Raw genomic sequence first — 18,684 nt, forward strand, 5'->3', positions numbered from 1 at the left:
GGACGGGGGTGAGGGCGCAGGCGGTGAGGTGGGCGCCGGCGGTGCCGATCTCGTGGAGCCAGGCCAGCTCGGCGGCGGGCGGGCCGTCGGCCGGGAAGGAGCGGGTCTGCTCCTGGTAGTGGCGGTCGGTCAGGGCGTGGCGGGTCACGCCGGCCTCGGCGTACCGGGCGCGCAGGGTGGCCGCGTCGCCGACCCGCAAGGCACCGGCCAACTCGTCGAGAAAGGCGGTGACCTCGGCCAATGCGGCCAGCACCGGCTCGCGGTTGCCAGCCAGCATGTTCGCCGTACGCTGCGGCGGCGTGCCCGCGACCCGGGTGCCGTCGCGGAAACTGCCGGCGGCCAGGGTGCACACCGCGTCCCGCAGCGGCGACCGCTCGACCGCACCGGCCAGCGCCCCGGCGAGCAGGTGCGGCACATGCGAGGCGAGGGCGGCCACGGCATCGTGCCGGTCCGCCGCCATCGGCACCACCCGGGCGGCGAAGACCTCGGTGATCAGGCCGGTGAGCCGGCGGAACGCGGCCAACCCCTCCGGCGCGGGGCAGAGCACCCACGCGGCACCGGTGAACAACTCCGGCACCGCCGCGACCAGGCCGGCCCGGTCGGTGCCGGCCATCGGATGACCGGGCACGAACCGGTGGGTCAGCCGCTGCGCCCCGGCGAAGGCCGCCAACTCCGCCTTGGTGCTGCCGACGTCGGTGAGCAGGCAGTCCTCACCGGTCGCCGCGGCGACCTCGACCAACGTCGCGGGCAGGGTGGGCAACGGCCCGCCGAGGAAGACCACATCCCGCCCGGCCACCGCGTCGACCAGGCGCTCCGCCATCGGTACGCCGCCCGACCGGGCCTGCCGACGGGTCGCCTCGTCCGGATCCCAGCCGACCACGTCCACCCCGACGGTGTGCAGCCGGAGCAGGATCGACCCACCGATCAGGCCGGTGCCGACCACCGCCGCCCGCAGTGGCGCATCGGGCGCGTCCACCATGCGTACCCCTCGACGTCGCTGCTCCCTGCCGGGCCGGACGGCTCCGACCGGGCCGAGGATATCCCCCGGCCCGCGCCGGCGCCGGGGCGCTGCTCGGCGCGGTCAGCTCACCGCGGCGCGGGCGTCCTCGCGCCAGGCGGTGAACTGCTGCACCGGATCGTCGCTGTTGATGTACTGCCAGGGCCACTCGGTGACCTGGTCACCGATGACCTCGAACTGTTCGGCGGCGGACGGCAGGTCGTCGGCCAGGCAGAAGCCCATCGCGAAGGTGTTGTGCGCGCTGGGCCAGCCGGGCCGCTTCCGGTACGCCGGATGCCGGACCGACAGGTCGGCTGCGGCGTTGAACTCGGCGCGCACCGCCTCGTCCTCCAGGAAGCCCACCGACTCGTCGGAGGGCAGATCCAACCAGCGTTCGATGTGCGCGGCGACGATCAGGTTGCCGAGCAGCGAGCCGGCGGGTGCCTTGGCCACCGTCTCCCGGGCGAACTCGAACATCTGCTCGTGGCTGCCGAACCACTTGCGGCAGCGGTACTGGAGCATCTGCTCGTGGGCGATGCGGTGGTGCGGGTGCCGGGCGACCACGTCGGCGAACCGCCGGTCCGCCTCGGCGGCGTCCACCTGCCGGCCGCGCGCCGAGATGACCAGGAAGGTCCGGGCGGTGGTGTCCTCCGCGTCCCGCTCGACCACCTCGTCGAGGTTGTTCTCGGCGAACCGCAGCCGCCGCCAGAACTCCTTGAACTGATCCTGGCTGACGTTCTCGGCCCGGGCCCCGGTCCGCGCCTCCCAGGCCCAGAACACCGCGTGCGACCCGCGTACCAGCAACGGCAGCGTGGACCGGGGCTCGGCGTCGACCCACTCCCCGATCCAGTCCTGCACGCCCGGCACGTCGGCGACCGCCATGACGGAGAAGGCGTGGTCGTCCGGATCCTCGATCGCGGTGAGCAGATCCCGGATCGTGTGCCAGTCCCGCCGCTGCGCGGCCTCCCGCAACGCCTGCGCGGTCGGGTCACCCTGCGCCGGGTCAACCCGCAGGGCAGGTGGCTCCACTTGCTTCGCTCGCCTGAACGGCCACATGATCCGATTCCTCTCCCCGTATTGATCGCCGGCGACGACCGGCAAGATCGTAAATTCGTCCGGCCTGGACCGGAAGGGGGTTGTCCGAGAAAACTCCACGTCGTACGGTCCCCTGCGCCGCCCGCCGACCGCGTGCGGGCATTACGGGGAAGGACAAGTCATGGCCGCGACATACCGGGCCCTCGCCTCGGTGGTCATGTTGATCGGTTTCTACGTGGTCGCGCTGCTGCAACTCGCGCTCGTCGGCGGGCTCTTCTGGTGGATCGCCAGCAAGACCAACGGCCTGGCGGCGGGCAAGCTGATGCTGCCGCTCGTCGTCGCGCTGGGCGCGGTGGCCGTCGGGCTCTGGAAAGCGATCCGCACCAAGAACGAACCGGCACCGGGGCTGGTGCTCGACGAGCGCAACGCGCCCCAGCTCTGGACCACCGTCCGCGAGCTGGCGACGGCGGTCGGCACCCGCGCGCCGGACGAGATCCGCCTGGTGCCCGAGGTGAACGCGGCGGTCGCCGAGCAGAGCCGGCTGCTCGGCCTGGTCGGCGGGCGACGCACCCTCTACGTCGGCCTGCCGCTGCTGCTGGGCCTGCGGGTCGACCAACTCCGCTCGGTGCTCGCGCACGAACTGGGCCACTACTCGGGCAAGCACACCCGGCTCGGCGAGGTCGCCTACCGGGGCCGGCTGGCGATCGGCAGCACCATCGAACGGATCAAGCCGCGCAACCCGGTCGGGCTGGTCTTCAAGGGGTACGCCAAGCTCTACCTGCTTGTCGACAACGCCGCCTCCCGACGGCAGGAGCTGGAGGCCGACCGCGCCTCGGTGCAGCTCGCCGGGCACGAGGCCGCCACCTCCGCGCTGCGCGAACTGCCCGCCCTCGACGCCGCCTGGAACTTCTACATGGGCGCGTACGTCCAGTCCGGCTGGCAGGCCGGCCTGGCCCCGGACGACCTGTTCGGCGGCTTCGGGCAACTGCTGCGGGGACGTCAGGAACAGATCGACAAGCTCCGGGAGGAGGCACCCGACCGGGAGCCGTCGCGGTGGGACACCCACCCACCGATCGGCGTCCGGATCGACGCGATGGCGCAGCTGCCGGCCGGTGCCGGCACGGCCGACGACCGGCCCGCCGCGATCATGCTCGCCGACATCCTCGACGCCGGCCGGCAACTCCAGAGCATCGTGGTCGAGCAGGGCGACCGTCAGGTGCTGCCCTGGCCGGAGTTCATCCACGCGTCCCTCACCGCCGCCGGGCAGCGACAGGTCGACGGGATCTACCGGGCCGCCGGTCGGTTCACCGGCACCGCTGCGCCGGGCCTGACCACCATCCTCGACCTGGTGCGCCAGGGTCGACTCGGCGAATTCGCCGAGCAGTTCTTCGACAACGCCACCCGCAAGGAGGCCGCGGCCCGCTTCGCCGGCCCGATGGAGCTGCTGTTGGACAACGCCGCCCTCCGGGCCGGCCGGGCCCGCTGGCAGCTCTCCTGGACCGGCCCGGCCCAGTTCGTCGGCGTCGACGGCGAGCAGCTGGACCTGGCCGAGGTCGCCAAGCTCGCGGTCGATCCGCAGACCCTGGACGAGGCGCTGGCCCGGTTGGCCGCACTCGGCGTCGACCCGGCCGTGGCCACGGTCGTGCAGGAACGCGCCACCGCCGACAACGCCGGCGTGATCGGTGCCATCGGCAACGTGAAGATCGACGATGTCGAGCACGACCTGCTGATCCTGGACCGGGGACTGATCCTGGTCGGCAACCCGGGCAAGGCCGGTGACGGCGAGAAGCGGCTCACCGCCCTGCTGGAGTCGACGCCGGTGGCGGAGCTGGCCGCCGCCCACCGGTTCCTGCCGTACGAGGAGTTGGTCTCGGTGAACGTGACGCGGGAGATCCCGCTGCGCGCCGAGCTGACCCTGCACGACGGCCAGGTGGTCGCCATGAAGGAGCTCTACGGCAGCGTGCTGCTGGAGAAGCGCAGCCGGGACAACCTGCTGAAGGTCTTCGCCCGCATCAACGAGAACTGAGCCGGGCGGCGACGGCCGAGATCCGCTCGTCGGACTCGGTCAGCGCCGCCCGCACGTACTGCGTCGCCCCGGGACCGTAGAACACACCCGCGGCGACCAGGATGCCCCGCCGGGCCAGCCAGTCGACAGTCTCCCAGCAGTCCTCGCCCCGGGTCAGCCAGAGATAGAGCCCCGCCTCGGAGTGTTCCACCGTGAAACCGGCCGCGGTGAAGGCCGTACGCAGCGTCTCCCGCCGCGCCCGGTACCGCTCCCGCTGCTCGTCGGCGTGCTCCTCGTCGTGCAGGGCGGCCACCATGGCCGCCTGCACCGGCGCGGGCACGATCATCCCGGCGTGCTTACGGATCTTGAGCAGTTCGGCGACCAACGCCGGGTCACCGGCGACGAAACCGGCCCGGTACCCCGCCAGGTTGGACCGCTTGGAGAGCGAGTGCACGGCGAGCACCGAATCGTACGAGCCGCCACAGACCTCCGGCGAGAGCACCGACACCGGCTCGGCCTCCCAGCCCAGCGGCAGGTAGCACTCGTCGCTGGCGACCACCGCGCCGCGCTCCCGGGCCCAGTCCACCACCTTGCGCAGGTGGGTCGCGGGCAGCACCCGCCCGGTCGGGTTGCCCGGCGAGTTGACCCAGACCAGGCGGACCCGCGACGTCGGCCCGACGGCGGTGAGCGAGTCGGCGCGTACCGTCGTGGCGCCGGCCAGCCGGACCCCGTCCTCGTAGGTCGGGTACGCGATCGACGGCACCACCACCACATCACCCGGCCCGATCCCGAGCAGCGTGGGCAGCCAGGCGACCAACTCCTTGGAGCCGATCGTCGGCAGCACCCCGAGCCCGTCGACACCGGCGCCACAGGCCCGGGCCACCCAGGCCGCGATCGCGGCCCGCAGCGCCGGCGTGCCGGCGGTCAACGGATAGCCCGGTGTGTCGGACGCCTCAGCCAGGGCCCGCCGGATCACCTCGGGCACCGGGTCCACCGGCGTACCCATGGAGAGGTTGATCAGGCCGTCCGGATGCGCCGCGGCCAGCGCGGCCGCGGCGTCCAGCGTGTCCCAGGTGAACTCGGGCAGCCGCGACGAGACCGGCGCGGGCCGGTTCAGTGGCCCTCGCCGCGCGGCGGCTGCGCGGCGACGAAGGAAGCGTCCTTCTCCACCTTGCCGATCTTCGAAGCGCCACCGGGCGAGCCCAGGTCCTCGAAGAACTCGTAGTTGGCGCCGGTGTAGTCCTTCCACTGCTCGGGAACGTCGTCCTCGTAGAAGATCGCCTCCACCGGGCAGACAGGCTCACAGGCACCACAGTCGACGCACTCGTCGGGGTGGATGTAGAGCATCCGGTTGCCCTCGTAAATGCAGTCGACCGGGCATTCCTCGATGCATGCCTTGTCGAGCACATCCACGCACGGCTCGGCGATGATGTAGGTCACCGGTCTTCTCCTCCGCAAGACTCGTCGCGATCACCCGCGACGCTAAGAGCCTAGTATCTCGCCGGGGAGGAGGTCGATCGTGCTTCGGGAGCAGGACGTAGGCCACCGGATCGTGGTGCGGCGGGTGGTGGGGCGGCGCGCTGGTCGTCCGGTGTTCTCCGACGCCCTCGGCGAGTTGGTGGAGCTGACCGAGACCCATCTCACCCTGACCACCCAGCAGGGGCCGCTGCGCGTGCCGCTGACCGAGGTGCACCGGGCCAAGCGGGTTCCGCCCGCCCGCCGCCCGACGGCCTCGGCCGTCACCGAGTTGGAACTCGCCGCCGACGAGGCGTGGCCGGCGCCCACCCGCGCCCAGCTCGGCGACTGGCTGCTGCGCGCCGCCGACGGCTGGACCGGTCGCGCCAACTCGGCCCTGCCCGTCGGTGACCCCGACCGCCCGCTGCCGGCGGCGCTGGACGCGGTCGAACGCTGGTACGCCGACCAGGGCCAGCCCGCACTGGTCAACACCCCCCTGCCACTTGCCGCACCGGTCGGCGCCGAACTCGATCGCCGGGGCTGGGACAGCCGCCCCCCGGTGCTGGTGCAGACCGTCGCCCTGTCCGCGCTCACCACCCCGCACACCCACCCGACACCCGGCACCGAACCCGCCGCCGAGCTTGTCTCAGGGCCCACCGCCGAGCTTGTCTCCGGGCCCGCCGCTGGGCTTGTCTCAGGGCCCGCCGCCGAGCTTGTCTCCGGGCCCGCCGCTGGTCCTGGCGCCGGGCCTGGTGCCAGCCACGAGTCCGGCCCGCACGGCGGTGCTGGCCGGCCCGGCGAGCTGGCCATCGTGCTGGCGGCCGAGCCCTCGGCGGAGTGGCTCGCGGTCGCGGCCGGCCGCAAGGGCGGCCTGCCGGACGCCGCCCGGCACGTGCTCACCGCCGTGGACCAGGTCCGTTTCGCCCACGTGTACGCCGACGGCGCGCTCGCCGCGATCGGCCGCGGCACGGTGACCGGGTCAGGCCGGTGGCTCGGCCTCTGCCTGATCGAGGTGCTGCCGGCCGCCCGCCGAAGGGGGCTCGCCACCCGACTGATCCAGGCACTCGCCGACTGGGCCGCGCAGGCCGGGGCGACCGACGCGTTTCTCCAGGTGGAGCAGCGCAACGTCGCCGCCTGCACGCTCTACCGCAGGCTGGGCTTCACCACCCACCACACCTACCTCACCCGCGTCGCGCCACCACCACCCACCGCGTCGATCTAGGAACAAGTGTCGCTAGTCGATCTCCAGGAACGACGATAGCCCCTAGATCGGCGAGGCGCAGCGGTGCTCAGCGGCGGACGATCCGGCGGGGTTTGGTCGTGGCGGTCTGGGCGTAGCGGGACAGGTGGCGCGAGCGGTGATCCCGGCCCAGGGTGGTGAGCAGCAGGTAGCCCAGGACGGTCCCGGCACCGGCCGCCACCAGGTAGAGCACCACCTGCCAGAAGAAGGTCGCGCTGCCGGCGGCGAACGGGTTCTCGCCGACCAGAAGTGGCCCGACCAGCATGGTCAACGCCAGCGCGATGCCTATCGCCCCGGCCGCCTCGGGGCCCCACTGGGCCACCGGACGTCGCTGGCCCCAGTTGAAGGCGACGGCGCCCAGCATCAGCCCGATCACCACGAACATCCCGAGGGTCACGCGGTCGGCGGCCAGTTCGTCACCGTCGAAGCCGAACTTGATGATCAGCCGGGCCACCACGTTGACCGCGAACAGCGCGGCTCCCAGTCCCACGAGCACACGCCACCGCTGCCCCATCGCATACCTCCCGCCGCTTCCCCGCCCGGATGGCGAGTCTCCTTGGCAGGAATATCTACCACCCGTCGTACGGCCTCGTCAGTACCGTCCGGTCCCCGGAGACGGCGGAGCCACGATGGATCGGAACGCCACCACCGCGAAGGTCATCGCGCCGGCCACCACCAGAGTGAGCCCGACCCAGTTGCCGATGAGCAGGACGTCGCCCTCGGCGGTGCGGTCGGCGGCCGCCACCATGATCACCACCCAGGGCACCGCCGGCAGCGCCACCGCCCACCGGCGGCCCACCGCCTCGACCGCGAACCAGCTCAGCGCGGCGTTCGCGAGCACGGCCACCAGCACCGCCGCCCCGATCGGGTAGCCGCCGACCCGCAACGGCGCGAGCAGCAGCTCCAGGACCGCGGTGACCGCACCGGCGACGACGGCGATCAGCCCACCGACCATCCGCAACCCGAGGTCCACAGCCCGCCACGACCGGGCCGGCCGGGACGGCTGCGGCTCCTGCTGCTCCGGGGCGACCGACATCGCGGCAGGCAGACTCACCGTTGGCCGGCCGAGCTGACCGGGATGCGATCCGTGCCGCCGCGGTCCGTGCTGCCGGCGGTCTCCAGCCCGGCGAACAGGTCGGACTCCCACCCGTACGGCCCGCTGCCCGGCCCCTTCGTTCCCACCGCGAGGGTGAAGTACTCCACCCCCATGAACTCGGCGCCGAAGTTGCCGGCGACCGAGTAGAGCCACGAGGTGGCGGGGATCTGGGTGGCGTGCGCCCGCATCGCCGCCTCCTTCGCGGCATGCTGCTCGGTGGCGTCGATCCGCGCCGCGATGTCCTTGTCCGGCGTGCAGAAAGGCAGGTCGGTCGCGTCGGAGATGCCGGCGAAGGGGTTGTCCGACGACTCCTCGAAGTGCGTCATCCCGGCCTCCAGGACGCTCTGCGGCATCGCCGTCCAGTAGACCTTCGCCGGGGCGATCCCCTCGGCGGCGGCCAGCTCGACAGCACGCATCGCCACCCGGTTCGCCTGGATGTGGTCGGGGTGACCGTAGAAGCCGTTGTCGTCGTACGTGATCAGCACCTGCGGGCGTACCTCCCGGAGGATCTCCAGCAGGTGGCCCGCGGCCTCGTCGAGGTCGGCGCCCCAGAACGCGCGGGGATGCCCGTTCGTGGGCAGGCCCATCATGCCCGAGTCGCGGTACCGGCCGGCGCCGCCGAGGAAACGGTGGTCGGTGACGCCCAGCTCGGCACAGGCGTGCGCCAGCTCGGCGAGCCGGTACCCGCCGAGCTGGTCGGCCTCGGCGGCGGCGAGCCCGGCCAGCTCCGGCACGTGGATCTCGCCCTCCTCGCCCAGTGTGCAGGTGACCAGGGTGACGTGGGCACCGGAGGCGGCGTAGTGCGCCATCGTCGAACCGGTGCCGATGGATTCGTCGTCGGGGTGCGCGTGGACCAGCAGCAGGCGGCGGTCAGGCAGCGTCGTCACGACGGTCACTCTAACCGGCGGTTTGCGCTGACCGGCCTCGACGCGTCCGCGCAGGTCGCTCACATTGGGCGCGGCACCCGCCTACGATTTGGCCTGTGGACTTTCCCGAGCTGGCCGCCCGTACCCGTCGGTTCAGCCACGGGGCGCCGCGCGCCGTCACCGTGGCCGACGACGGCGGCCGGGTGGTCTTTCTGCGTTCCGCCGGGCCGGAGGATCCGGCCGACGCCCTCTGGCTGCTGGACGTCGCCAGCGGCGAGGAGCGTCTTGTCGCCTGCCCGACCGCCCTGCTCGGCGCGGACGCCGACCCCGCCGCGCTCAGCCCCGGGGAACGGGCCCGCCGGGAGCGACTGCGGCTGAGCGCCTCCGGCATCGGCTCGTACGCCCTCGACGCCGCCGGCCGGGTGGCCGTGTTCGCGCTGGCCGGGCGGCTGTTCCGGGCCGATCTGGTGCACGGCGACGTGATCGAGATCCCGGCCGCCGGGCCGGTACTCGACCCCCGGCCCGACCCGACCGGCCAGCGGCTGGCGTACGTGACCGACGCGGCCGAGGGCGTACGCCGGGGTCAACTGCGGGTGGTGGACACCGACGGCACCGACAGCATCCTCGCCGGCGAGGACTCCGGGGTGGTCTGGGGTCTGGCCGAGCACATCGCGGCGGAGGAGTTCAGCCGGCACCGCGGGTACTGGTGGGCGCCGGACGGCCGGTCGGTGCTGGCCGCCCGGGTCGACGAGTCCCGGATACCGCGCTGGTACCTGCACGACCCGGCGCAGCCGGCGAGCCCGCCGGCGAGCGTCGCGTACCCGGTGGCCGGCGGCCCGAACGCGGAGGTCAGCCTCCATCTGCTCGACCTCGACGGCGGCTGGGTCGACGTGCACTGGGACCGGGAGACCTACCCGTACCTGAGCGCGGTGCACTGGGCCGAGGGCGCGCCGCTGATCACCGTGCTGCGCCGCTCGCAGCAGCACGGCCTGGTGCTGGCGGTCGACCCGCGTACCGGTGAGACCCAGGTGCACGCCGAACTGGCCGACCCGCGCTGGGTCGACCCGATCCCGGGCACACCCGCGCATCTGCCCGACGGGCGGGTGCTCGTCGGCGGCGAACTCGCCCACGACGGGTACGACGCGCGCTGCCTCTTCGCCGACGGCACCCTGCTCACCCCGCCCTCGCTGTACGTACGCCGGGTGGTCGGCCGGTTGGCCGCCGACAGCGGTCCGGCGGACCTGCTGGTGGAGGCGAGCGACGGCGAGCCGAGCGAGCAGCATCTGTTCCGGGTACGCACCAGCATCGGCGGTGGCGTGGACGCCCGCCGGCTCACCACCGACGCGGGCTGGCACGTGGCCGCCGTCGGTGCGGACGTGCTGGCGATCGGCAGCGCCTCGCTCGACCACGCGGGCATCCGCTGGACGGTACGGCAGGGCGACCGGGAGGTGGGCGTGCTGCGGTCCGTTGCCGCCACGCCCAGCTACTCGCCGCTGCCGCTGCTGGAACGGGTGACCGACCGGCGGCTGCCGTCAGCGGTGCTCTACCCGGACCAGCACATGACCGGTCGACGGCTGCCGGTGCTGCTGGACATCTACGGCGGGCCGGGCCACCAGGAGGTCGTCGCCGCGCGGGCCGCCTGGCTGGAACGGCAGTGGTGGGCCGACGCCGGCTTCGCGGTGGTGGTGATCGACAACCGGGGTACGCCGGGCATCGCCCCCTCGTACGAGAAGGCCATCCACCGGCGGGTGGCCGACGTGGTCCTGCTCGACCAGGTGGAGGCGCTGCACGCGCTCGCCGACAAGCACCCGGACCTGGACCTCGGCCGAGTCGCCGTACGAGGCTGGTCGTTCGGCGGCTGGCTGGCCGGTCTCGCCGTGCTGCGGCACCCGGAACTGTTCCGCTGCGGCATCGTCGGGGCACCGGTCACCGACTGGGCGCTGTACGACACCGCGTACACCGAGCGTTACCTGGGCCTGCCCGCCGACGGTGAGGACATCTACGCGCACCACTCGCTGGTGGAGCTGGCCGCCGAGCCGGTCACCGCCCCGGAACAGGCCCGGCCGCTGCTGCTGGTGCACGGCATGGTCGACGACAACGTGGTGGCGGCGCACACGCTGCGGCTGTCGGCGGCGCTGCTGGCCACCGGCCGCCCACACTCGGTGCTGCCGCTGCCCGGCGCCACCCACATGGCCGCCGGCGGCCTCTCCGAACGCCTCCTCCACCTAGAACTCACCTTCCTCCACACCCACCTCGGGTGAGCGCTCGCACAATCGGTGCGACGATGGGCGCGGTGGCGACAGCAGAATCCCGGCGGTACGAGCGGAGGTGGACATGACCGTGACGGTGTTCGACCACGAGGGCCCGTGGACCGAGGAGGAGTACCTCGCCCTGGGAGAGACCTCCCAGCGAGTGGAACTCTTCGACGGGAGCCTGCACGTGACCCCAGCCCCCACCCCACGCCACCAGCGGATCTCCCGCAAGCTGGGCAACATCCTGGAGGCTGCCGCAGAAGTTGCTGGATTGGAGTTGCTGGAGGCGGTGAATGTACGGCTGCGGCCGGAACGGGTGACCGTTCCGGATCTGGTGATCACCGTCCCCGTCGATCTGGACGAGCCCTACATCGATGCCGCCGATGTCCGGCTGGTCGGCGAGATAACCTCGCCGAGCAACGCCGCCACGGACCGGGTGCTCAAGATGCACTACTACGCCACGGCGGGCATCCAGTGGTACCTGCTCATCGATCAGGTGACCGGCACGCTGCACCTCTACCGCAAGCACTTCAACCACTACGTGGAAGAGAGTGTCGCGAAGCCGGGCTAGGAGTTGACCCTCACCGAGCCGGTCAAGGCGACCATCCGCCCCGAGGATTTGCTCCCCTGACGGATCCCGGCCGACTCACCTAGGGTCTTGACCATGGTTGAGTTCGAGGTGGCGGAAGCCGCGGTGCAGGCCGCGCTGGACGCGGGTGCCCAGTACGCCGACGCCCGGGTGATGCGCCGCCGCTACGAGTCGATGGCGGCCAGCAACGGCGACATCGATGCGCTCACCCAGGACGACAGCGTCGGGTTGGGCGTACGCGCGCTGGTCGGTTCGGGTTGGGGCTTTCACGCCGTACCGGAATTGTCCGACCGGGCCGCCCGCGACGCCGGCCGCCAGGCCGCGCGGACCGCGGTGGCCAGCGGCCTGGTGCCGGGCCCCCCGGTCGAGCTGGTGCCGGCTGCGCCGGTCGTGGCGAGTTGGTCGTCCCCCTGCGAGGTGGACCCGCTCGGCGTCTCCCTGACCACGAAGGGTGACCTGCTGGTGGCCGCCACCCGGACGATGGTCGAGCACGGCGCGGATCTCGCCGAGGGGCTCTACCAGATCTGGGACACCACGAAGTGGTTCGTCTCCAGCGAGGGCCACCGCATCGACCAGCACATCCGCGAGTGCGGCGGCGGCATCTCGGCCACCTCGATCGGTGACGGCGAGACGCAGCGCCGGTCCTGGCCCAGCTATCGCGGCCAGTACGGCACCACCGGCTGGGAGTTGGTCGACTCGCTGGACCTGACCGGGCACGCCGGACGCATCGCCGAGGAATCGCGGGCGCTGCTCACCGCACCGCTCTGCCCGACCGGCGAGACCGATCTGATCCTCGGCGGGGAGCAGTTGGCGTTGCAGATCCACGAGTCGGTCGGGCACGCCATCGAACTGGACCGCATCCTCGGCTGGGAAGCCGCCTTCGCCGGCACCTCCTGGTTGGACCTCGCACAACTCGGCGAGCTGCGCTACGGCTCGGAGCTGATGAACATCACCATCGACCCGACCATCCCCGGCGCGCTGGGCAGCTTCGGCTACGACGACGAGGGCTCACCGGCGGTCAAGCGGGATGCGGTACGTGCCGGACGGTGGGTGGGCGTGCTGGCCGGCCGGGACTCCGGCGCCGTCGCGGGCCTGGACTACGGCGGCAGCGTACGCGCCGACGGCTGGGCGCGGCTGCCGATGGTACGAATGACCAACGTCGGCCTGGAGCCGGGCCCGCACACGTTGGAGGAAATCATCGCCGCCACCGACAACGGGGTGCTGATGGACATCAACCGGTCCTGGTCGATCGACGACAAGCGGCTGAACTTCCAGTTCGGCTGCGAGATCGGCTGGGAGATCCGCAACGGCCGGCGGGGACGGATGCTGCGCAACCCGACGTACACCGGGATCGGTCCGCAGTTCTGGCGTTCGATGGACATGCTCTCCAGCGAGATCGTGCCCTGGGGCACGCCGAACTGTGGCAAGGGCCAGCCCGGCCAGGTCGGGCACACCGGTCACCCGGCCGCGCCGGCCCGGTTCCGCAACGTCCGGGTGGGGGTGCGGGCGTGACCGTCGAGCGGGATGTCGCCAGCCAGGTGGTGGAACTCGTCGCCCGCCTGGCCGGGCCCGGTCCGCAGGCCGAGGTGCTGGTGACCCGGGCCGAGTTGGCGTTGACCCGGTTCGCCAACTCGGCGATTCACCAGAACGTCGCCGAGACGCAGGTGGAGGTCCGACTGCGGGTGCATGTGGCGGGACGTACCGCCGCCGGCAGCGCGAACGTGACCACCGCCGACGGTCTCCGCGCGCTGGTCGAGCGGGTGTTGGCGGCGGCCCGGGTCGGTCCGCTCGATCCGGCCTGGCCCGGCCTCACCCCGGCCACCCCGATGGCGGACTCCCCGCAGTGGGACACCGCCACCGGGTACGCCGGACCGGACGACCGGGCCACGCTGGTCCGGGCCTTCGTCGACGCGGCCGGCGGGCTGACCACGGCCGGCTACTGCCGTACCGCCCTGCGGGCGACCGGGTTCGCCAACTCGGCCGGACACGCCGTACAGGGGTACGCGGCAGAGGCGGCAATGGACGGCATCGCCCGAGCCGGCGGCGCGGACGGCGTGGCCCGGCAGTGCGTCGACCGACTGGCCGACCTAGACGGCGCCGAGTTGGGCCGCCGGGCCGCAGCGAAGGCTCGGGCCGCCGCCGACCCGGTCGAGCTGGCACCCGGCCGCTACCCGGTGGTGTTGGAACCGGCCGCCGTGGCCGACCTGCTGCACAATCTGGCCTGGTACGGCTTCAACGGCAAGCGGTACGCCGAGCGACAGTCGTTCGTCGAGCCCGGTGTGGCACAGTTCGATCGGGCGGTGACCCTGGTCGACGATCCGCTGGCCGGCATCGGGCTGCCGTTCGACCTGGAGGGCACCCCGGCCCGCGCGCTGACCCTGGTCGACGCGGGCACCACCACAGCGGTGGTGCACGACCGCCGCAGCGCCGCCGAGTGGGGCGTCGAGTCGACCGGTCACGCCTGGATCGACAGCGCCACCGCCGGCCCGATGCCCCGCAACCTGCGCCTCGTCTCCTCCGGCACCGCCGGCCGAGCCCCCGCGACGGGTGGCCCGGCGCGCGGCCCCGTGGCGGGCGGGGTGGATCCGTTGGCCGGGGCGGTGACCGATGCCGACACGGCTGCCCTGGTCTCCCGCATGGAGCGCGGTCTGCTGGTCAGCGACCTCTGGTACACCCGGGTGCTCGAACCGAAGAGCCTGGTGATCACCGGGTTGACCCGTAACGGGGTGTGGCTGGTGGAGCAGGGCCAGGTCACCCGCGCGGTGCGCGATCTGCGGTTCACCGAGTCGTACCCTCGGGCGCTCGGGCCGGGCGCGGTGCGGGAGGTGGGCCGCCGGGCCTTCCGCCAACCGGACCGCCACGACGGCGCCTGGTGGGAGGCCCCCTCCCTACGGCTGGCCGCCTGGAACTTCACCGGCGGTGCCTCGGGCTGAGCCCGTACCTGCACGAGATGCGGCAACCCGCGCCTACCACCGGCCCGGCTACCCCAACATGCCGCAACAGGCGCCCGCCCGACCGTTTGTCGATCCTTTTCGGGCGCTCGCATATCGATCTTGGCGAGAGGGTTTCCAAAGGGCGGGACACACGGGACACTGCCTTGCGCGGACGGCTCGCCTAGATCGGCGTAACGTGTGTCACTTAGCTGCTCCGGTACGCCCGGTGTGGCCGTTGGTGTGCGCATGACCCGGCAAAGCGGGGGCGGTGGGTTCGCCGGTCCGCGTGCCGACCGGAAGTGTTCCGCCGCCCGTGAAGGGCCCCGTCAGGGAGACGACACGAATGACATCATCGGCAACGAAACCGCGAGGGGCGCGGGCACGCGCCGCCATCGCGGCAAAGACGTTGCGGACGGACCGTTGGTGGTTGGCGCCGCTGATCACCGTCATCGGGCTCAGCGCGTGGATAGCGTACGCGACGGTCCGGGTCTTCATGCACGACCTTTACTGGGTCGAGGAATACCACTACCTGACCCCGTTCTACTCCCCGTGTGTGACCGACAGGTGCATCCCGGAGGCGTCGCACTTCGGGCAGTACCTGCCCGGCTGGTGGATCATCCCGGACGCCGCGTTCACCCTGCCGTTCCTGCTGCTGTTCCGGTTGACCTGCTACTACTACCGTAAGGCGTACTACCGGTCGTTCTGGCTCTCGCCGCCGGCCTGCGCGGTGCCGGACGGTCACGCCTCCTACGGTGGTGAGACCCGCTTCCCGCTGATCGTGCAGAACTCGCACCGGTACTTCTTCTACTTTGCCGCGATCATCTCGCTGATCAACACCTGGGACGCGATCCTGGCCTTCCACAGCCCCGAGGGCTTCGGCTTCGGCCTGGGCAACCTGATCCTGCTCGGCAACGTGATCATGCTTTGGGCGTACACCATCTCCTGCCACTCCTGCCGGCACATCATCGGCGGCCGGTTGAAGCACTTCTCCAAGCATCCGGTGCGCTACCGGGCCTGGGGAATGGTTTCCTGGCTGAACGTCCGGCACATGCAACTCGCCTGGATCACCCTCGGCACGCTGGCACTTACCGACTTCTACGTCATGTCCGTCGCCGCCGGGTGGATCTCCGACCTGCGGTTCATCAACTGAGGGCCTCGCTGACATGACTACCACTACCACTCGCATCGAACGACACCACTACGACGTCGTCGTGATCGGGGCCGGCGGCGCCGGCCTGCGCGCGGCGATCGAGGCCCGGCTGGCCGGCAAGAAGACCGCGATCATCTCCAAGTCGCTGTTCGGCAAGGCGCACACGGTGATGGCCGAGGGTGGCGCCGCCGCGGCCATGGGGAACGTGAACAGCCGGGACAACTGGCAGGTGCACTTCCGCGACACCATGCGCGGCGGGAAGTTCCTGAACAACTTCCGGATGGCCGAGCTGCACGCCAAGGAGGCCCCGCAGCGGATCTGGGAGCTGGAGACGTACGGGGCGCTGTTCGACCGTACGAAGGACGGCAAGATCTCGCAGCGCAACTTCGGCGGCCACGAGTACCCCCGCCTGGCGCACGTCGGTGACCGGACCGGCCTGGAGCTGATCCGTACCCTCCAGCAGAAGATCGTCTCGCTGCAGCAGGAGGACAAGCAGACGTACGGCTCGTACGACGCCCGGATCCGGGTCTTCTCCGAGACCACCATCACCGAGCTGTTGCTCGACGGTGATCGGGTCGCTGGCGCGTTCGGCTACTACCGCGAGTCCGGCGAGTTCCTCCTCTTCGAGGCGCCGGCCGTGGTGCTGGCCACCGGCGGCGTGGGCCGCTCCTACAAGGTCACCTCGAACTCCTGGGAGTACACCGGGGACGGTCACGCGCTCGCGCTGCGCGCCGGGGCGACCCTGATCAACATGGAGTTCCTCCAGTTCCACCCCACCGGCATGGTCTGGCCGCCCTCGGTCAAGGGCATCCTGGTCACCGAGTCGGTACGCGGTGACGGCGGGATCCTGAAGAACTCCGAGGGCAAGCGGTTCATGTTCAACTACGTCCCCGACGTCTTCCGCAAGCAGTACGCGGAGACGCCCGAGGAGGCGGACCGCTGGTACAACGACCCGGACAACAACCGGCGCCCGCCGGAGCTGCTGCCCCGCGACGAGGTCGCCCGCGCGATCAACACCGAGGTCAAGGAGGGCCGGGGTACGCCGGCCGGCGGCGTCTACCTGGACATCGCGTCCCGGCTGCCGGCCGAGGAGATCCGCCGTCGGCTGCCCTCGATGCACCACCAGTTCAAGGGGCTGGCCGACGTCGACATCACCAAGGAACCGATGGAGGTCGGTCCGACCTGCCACTACGTCATGGGCGGCGTGGAGGTGGATCCGGACAGCGGTGCCGCGTACGGCTCGGTGCGTGGCCTCTTCGCCGCCGGTGAGGTGTCCGGCGGCATGCACGGCTCCAACCGCCTCGGTGGCAACTCCCTGTCGGACCTGCTGGTCTTCGGCAAGCGGGCGGGCGGTCACGCGGCCAGCTACGTCGACCAGCTGCCCGCCCGTCCGCGGGTGGAGGTGGCGGCGGTGGAGACCGCGGTGGAGACGGCCCTGGCCCCGTTGCAGCGGGACACCGGCGAGAACCCGTACACCCTCCAGCAGGACCTGCAGGCGGTGATGGGCGATCTGGTCGGCATCATCCGGCGGGAGGCCGAGCTGGAGGACGCGCTGGTCCGCCTGGCCGAGCTGCGCGAGCGGGTGGCGAAGGTCTCCGCCGCCGGCGGCCGGCGCTACAACCCGGGCTGGCACCTCGCCCTGGATCTGCGCAACATGCTCGTGGTCTCGGAGTGCACCGCCAAGGCGGCGCTGGAGCGCCGGGAGTCGCGCGGCGGTCACACCCGGGAGGACTTCCCCACCATGGATCCGCAGTGGCGGCGGGTCAACCTGGTCTGCTCGCTGGAGGGCGACACCGTCCGCCTGGAGCGCAAGCCGCTGCCGAAGATGCGCGCCGAGCTGATCGGCCTGTTCGACCGCGCGGAGCTGGCCAAGTACCTGACCGACGAGGAACTCGCCGAATTCGACGCCCTCGTCTCCGCTGACGAGGCCGCCCCCGCGGCCGCGGCCGGGGATGCTGCCTCCGGTGCCGCCGGGAAGGAGAACCACTGATGGGTACGAAGCGCCAGTTCCGGATCTGGCGAGGCGACGCCGACGGGGGCGACCTGCGGGACTACACGGTCGAGGTGAACGAGGGCGAGGTGGTCCTCGACGTGATCCACCGGTTGCAGGCCACCGACGCACCCGACCTGGCCTGCCGGTGGAACTGCAAGGCGGGCAAGTGCGGCTCCTGTTCGATGGAGATCAACGGGATGCCCAAGCTCGGCTGCATGACCCGGATGTCGACGTTCGAGGAGAACGAGACGATCACGGTGACGCCGCTGCGTACCTTCCCGGTCATCCGGGACCTGGTCACCGACGTGTCGTTCAACTACGAGAAGGCGCGGGAGACCCCGGCCTTCGCGCCCCCGCCTGACCTGGCTCCCGGTGACTACCGGATGCAGCAGGTCGACGTGGAGCGCTCGCAGGAGTTCCGCAAGTGCATCGAGTGCTTCCTGTGCCAGAACGTCTGCCACGTCATCCGGGACCACGACGAGAACAAGCCGGCCTTCTCCGGACCTCGGTACTTCATCCGCGCCGCCGAGCTGGACATGCACCCGCTCGACGATCGGACCGACCGCAAGGACTACGCCCAGTCCGAACAGGGTCTCGGCTTCTGCAACATCACCAAGTGCTGCACCGAGGTCTGCCCCGAGCACATCAAGATCACCGACAACGGGATCATCCCCATGAAGGAGCGGGTCGTCGACCGCAGGTACGATCCACTCGTATGGCTCGGTAGCAAGATCTTCCGGAGGGGTCAGGTGCCTCAGACCAGCGTGACCAGCGAACACTCCCCGGGCGCTGTGCGCTCCACCGCCGCTCACGGCGGGGCAGACTCGCACGCGGGCGGCTCGCACGACCCCGCCGCGGAGGCCCAGGCCCAGCAGGGCGTCAACTGGCACCGCGAGGTGCCGCACCCGACCGCCCCGGCGGTCGACTCCAGCGGCAAGCTCCCCCTCACGGAGCTGACCTTCGACCGCGCCGCCGCCCCCAGCCCCTTTGGCGACGACGTGACCTTCCCGCTGCCGCCCGAGCACCTCAACTTCGCCCACCCCCAGCAGGACGAAAAACCCTAACCCCAGCAC

At 71.7% G+C, this 18,684-nt stretch carries 16 protein-coding genes; 9 read left to right on the plus strand and 7 right to left on the minus strand.

Annotated features, from left to right (window positions below; genetic code table 11):
• Both C1I93_RS17010 and C1I93_RS17015 read right to left on the minus strand, forming a co-directional pair.
• The coding region (locus C1I93_RS17010; RefSeq protein WP_111244276.1) for a prephenate dehydrogenase at positions 1-979 on the minus strand (979 nt) is incomplete at its 3' end.
• Between the two features lie 102 nt (positions 980-1,081).
• A complete protein-coding gene (locus C1I93_RS17015; RefSeq protein WP_111244277.1) occupies positions 1,082-2,026 on the minus strand; it encodes a DUF4034 domain-containing protein in 945 nt (314 codons plus the stop codon).
• A gap of 187 nt (positions 2,027-2,213) precedes the next feature.
• Between C1I93_RS17015 and C1I93_RS17020 the strand changes: the two genes are divergently transcribed.
• Positions 2,214-4,058 (plus strand): M48 family metallopeptidase, encoded by a 1,845-nt coding sequence (locus tag C1I93_RS17020; RefSeq protein WP_111244278.1) that lies wholly within the window; start codon positions 2,214-2,216, stop codon positions 4,056-4,058.
• On the opposite strand, the gene dapC is transcribed toward C1I93_RS17020, so the two are convergent.
• Entirely contained in the window at positions 4,045-5,154 is a 1,110-nt protein-coding gene (gene dapC / locus C1I93_RS17025) for a succinyldiaminopimelate transaminase (RefSeq protein WP_212808764.1), read from the minus strand. The genes C1I93_RS17020 and dapC overlap by 14 nt on opposite strands.
• Positions 5,151-5,477 carry a ferredoxin gene (gene fdxA, locus C1I93_RS17030; RefSeq protein ID WP_089005361.1) on the minus strand — a complete coding sequence of 109 codons (327 nt, stop codon included), beginning with the start codon at positions 5,475-5,477 and terminating at the stop codon, positions 5,151-5,153. The genes dapC and fdxA overlap by 4 nt, the downstream gene beginning before the upstream one ends.
• A gap of 79 nt (positions 5,478-5,556) precedes the next feature.
• On the opposite strand from fdxA, the gene C1I93_RS17035 reads away from it, so the two are divergent.
• Positions 5,557-6,714 (plus strand): GNAT family N-acetyltransferase, encoded by a 1,158-nt coding sequence (locus C1I93_RS17035; RefSeq protein ID WP_223256431.1) that lies wholly within the window; start codon positions 5,557-5,559, stop codon positions 6,712-6,714.
• A gap of 67 nt (positions 6,715-6,781) precedes the next feature.
• Here C1I93_RS17035 and C1I93_RS17040 read toward each other — a convergent pair whose 3' ends face one another.
• The 3 genes from C1I93_RS17040 to mshB all read right to left on the minus strand — a co-directional run bounded on the left by C1I93_RS17040 (position 6,782) and on the right by mshB (position 8,724).
• Positions 6,782-7,246: a hypothetical protein gene (locus tag C1I93_RS17040; protein WP_111244280.1), complete on the minus strand. Its 465-nt coding sequence runs from the start codon at positions 7,244-7,246 to the stop codon at positions 6,782-6,784.
• Positions 7,247-7,324: 78 nt separating this feature from the next.
• A complete protein-coding gene (locus C1I93_RS17045; protein ID WP_111244281.1) occupies positions 7,325-7,768 on the minus strand; it encodes a hypothetical protein in 444 nt (147 codons plus the stop codon).
• A gap of 14 nt (positions 7,769-7,782) precedes the next feature.
• Entirely contained in the window at positions 7,783-8,724 is a 942-nt protein-coding gene (gene mshB / locus C1I93_RS17050; RefSeq protein ID WP_111244282.1) for an N-acetyl-1-D-myo-inositol-2-amino-2-deoxy-alpha-D-glucopyranoside deacetylase, read from the minus strand.
• Positions 8,725-8,810: 86 nt separating this feature from the next.
• On the opposite strand from mshB, the gene C1I93_RS17055 reads away from it, so the two are divergent.
• From C1I93_RS17055 to C1I93_RS17085, 7 genes are all read left to right on the plus strand, one after another.
• Positions 8,811-10,955 (plus strand): S9 family peptidase, encoded by a 2,145-nt coding sequence (locus C1I93_RS17055; RefSeq protein WP_111244283.1) that lies wholly within the window; start codon positions 8,811-8,813, stop codon positions 10,953-10,955.
• A gap of 73 nt (positions 10,956-11,028) precedes the next feature.
• Entirely contained in the window at positions 11,029-11,517 is a 489-nt protein-coding gene (locus tag C1I93_RS17060) for a Uma2 family endonuclease (RefSeq protein WP_111244290.1), read from the plus strand.
• Positions 11,518-11,610: 93 nt separating this feature from the next.
• A complete protein-coding gene (locus C1I93_RS17065) occupies positions 11,611-13,047 on the plus strand; it encodes a TldD/PmbA family protein (protein ID WP_111244284.1) in 1,437 nt (478 codons plus the stop codon).
• Complete coding sequence (locus C1I93_RS17070; RefSeq protein ID WP_111244285.1) at positions 13,044-14,468, plus strand: TldD/PmbA family protein; 1,425 nt, start codon at positions 13,044-13,046, stop codon at positions 14,466-14,468. Before C1I93_RS17065 ends, C1I93_RS17070 begins: the two co-directional genes overlap by 4 nt.
• Before the next feature lie 343 nt (positions 14,469-14,811).
• Complete coding sequence (sdhC, locus tag C1I93_RS17075; protein ID WP_111244286.1) at positions 14,812-15,618, plus strand: succinate dehydrogenase subunit SdhC; 807 nt, start codon at positions 14,812-14,814, stop codon at positions 15,616-15,618.
• Positions 15,619-15,631: 13 nt separating this feature from the next.
• Positions 15,632-17,608, plus strand: a complete 1,977-nt coding sequence (locus C1I93_RS17080) for a fumarate reductase/succinate dehydrogenase flavoprotein subunit (protein WP_111244287.1) — start codon at positions 15,632-15,634, stop codon at positions 17,606-17,608.
• Complete coding sequence (locus tag C1I93_RS17085) at positions 17,608-18,675, plus strand: succinate dehydrogenase/fumarate reductase iron-sulfur subunit (RefSeq protein WP_111244288.1); 1,068 nt, start codon at positions 17,608-17,610, stop codon at positions 18,673-18,675. The genes C1I93_RS17080 and C1I93_RS17085 overlap by 1 nt, the downstream gene beginning before the upstream one ends.
• Positions 18,676-18,684 lie beyond the last annotated feature (9 nt).

This window comes from Micromonospora endophytica (genome assembly GCF_003236305.1).
Taxonomy (GTDB): Bacteria; Actinomycetota; Actinomycetes; order Mycobacteriales; family Micromonosporaceae; genus Micromonospora; species Micromonospora endophytica.

Coding starts and splice junctions, on each gene's coding strand:
- C1I93_RS17040 (WP_111244280.1), bottom strand. CDS start 7,246: ATGGGGCAGCGGTGGCGTGTGCTCGTGGGACTGGGAGCCGCGCTGTTC.
- C1I93_RS17085 (WP_111244288.1), top strand. CDS start 17,608: ATGGGTACGAAGCGCCAGTTCCGGATCTGGCGAGGCGACGCCGACGGG.
- C1I93_RS17020 (WP_111244278.1), top strand. CDS start 2,214: ATGGCCGCGACATACCGGGCCCTCGCCTCGGTGGTCATGTTGATCGGT.
- C1I93_RS17060 (WP_111244290.1), top strand. CDS start 11,029: ATGACCGTGACGGTGTTCGACCACGAGGGCCCGTGGACCGAGGAGGAG.
- C1I93_RS17045 (WP_111244281.1), bottom strand. CDS start 7,768: ATGTCGGTCGCCCCGGAGCAGCAGGAGCCGCAGCCGTCCCGGCCGGCC.
- sdhC (WP_111244286.1), top strand. CDS start 14,812: ATGACATCATCGGCAACGAAACCGCGAGGGGCGCGGGCACGCGCCGCC.
- C1I93_RS17065 (WP_111244284.1), top strand. CDS start 11,611: ATGGTTGAGTTCGAGGTGGCGGAAGCCGCGGTGCAGGCCGCGCTGGAC.
- C1I93_RS17080 (WP_111244287.1), top strand. CDS start 15,632: ATGACTACCACTACCACTCGCATCGAACGACACCACTACGACGTCGTC.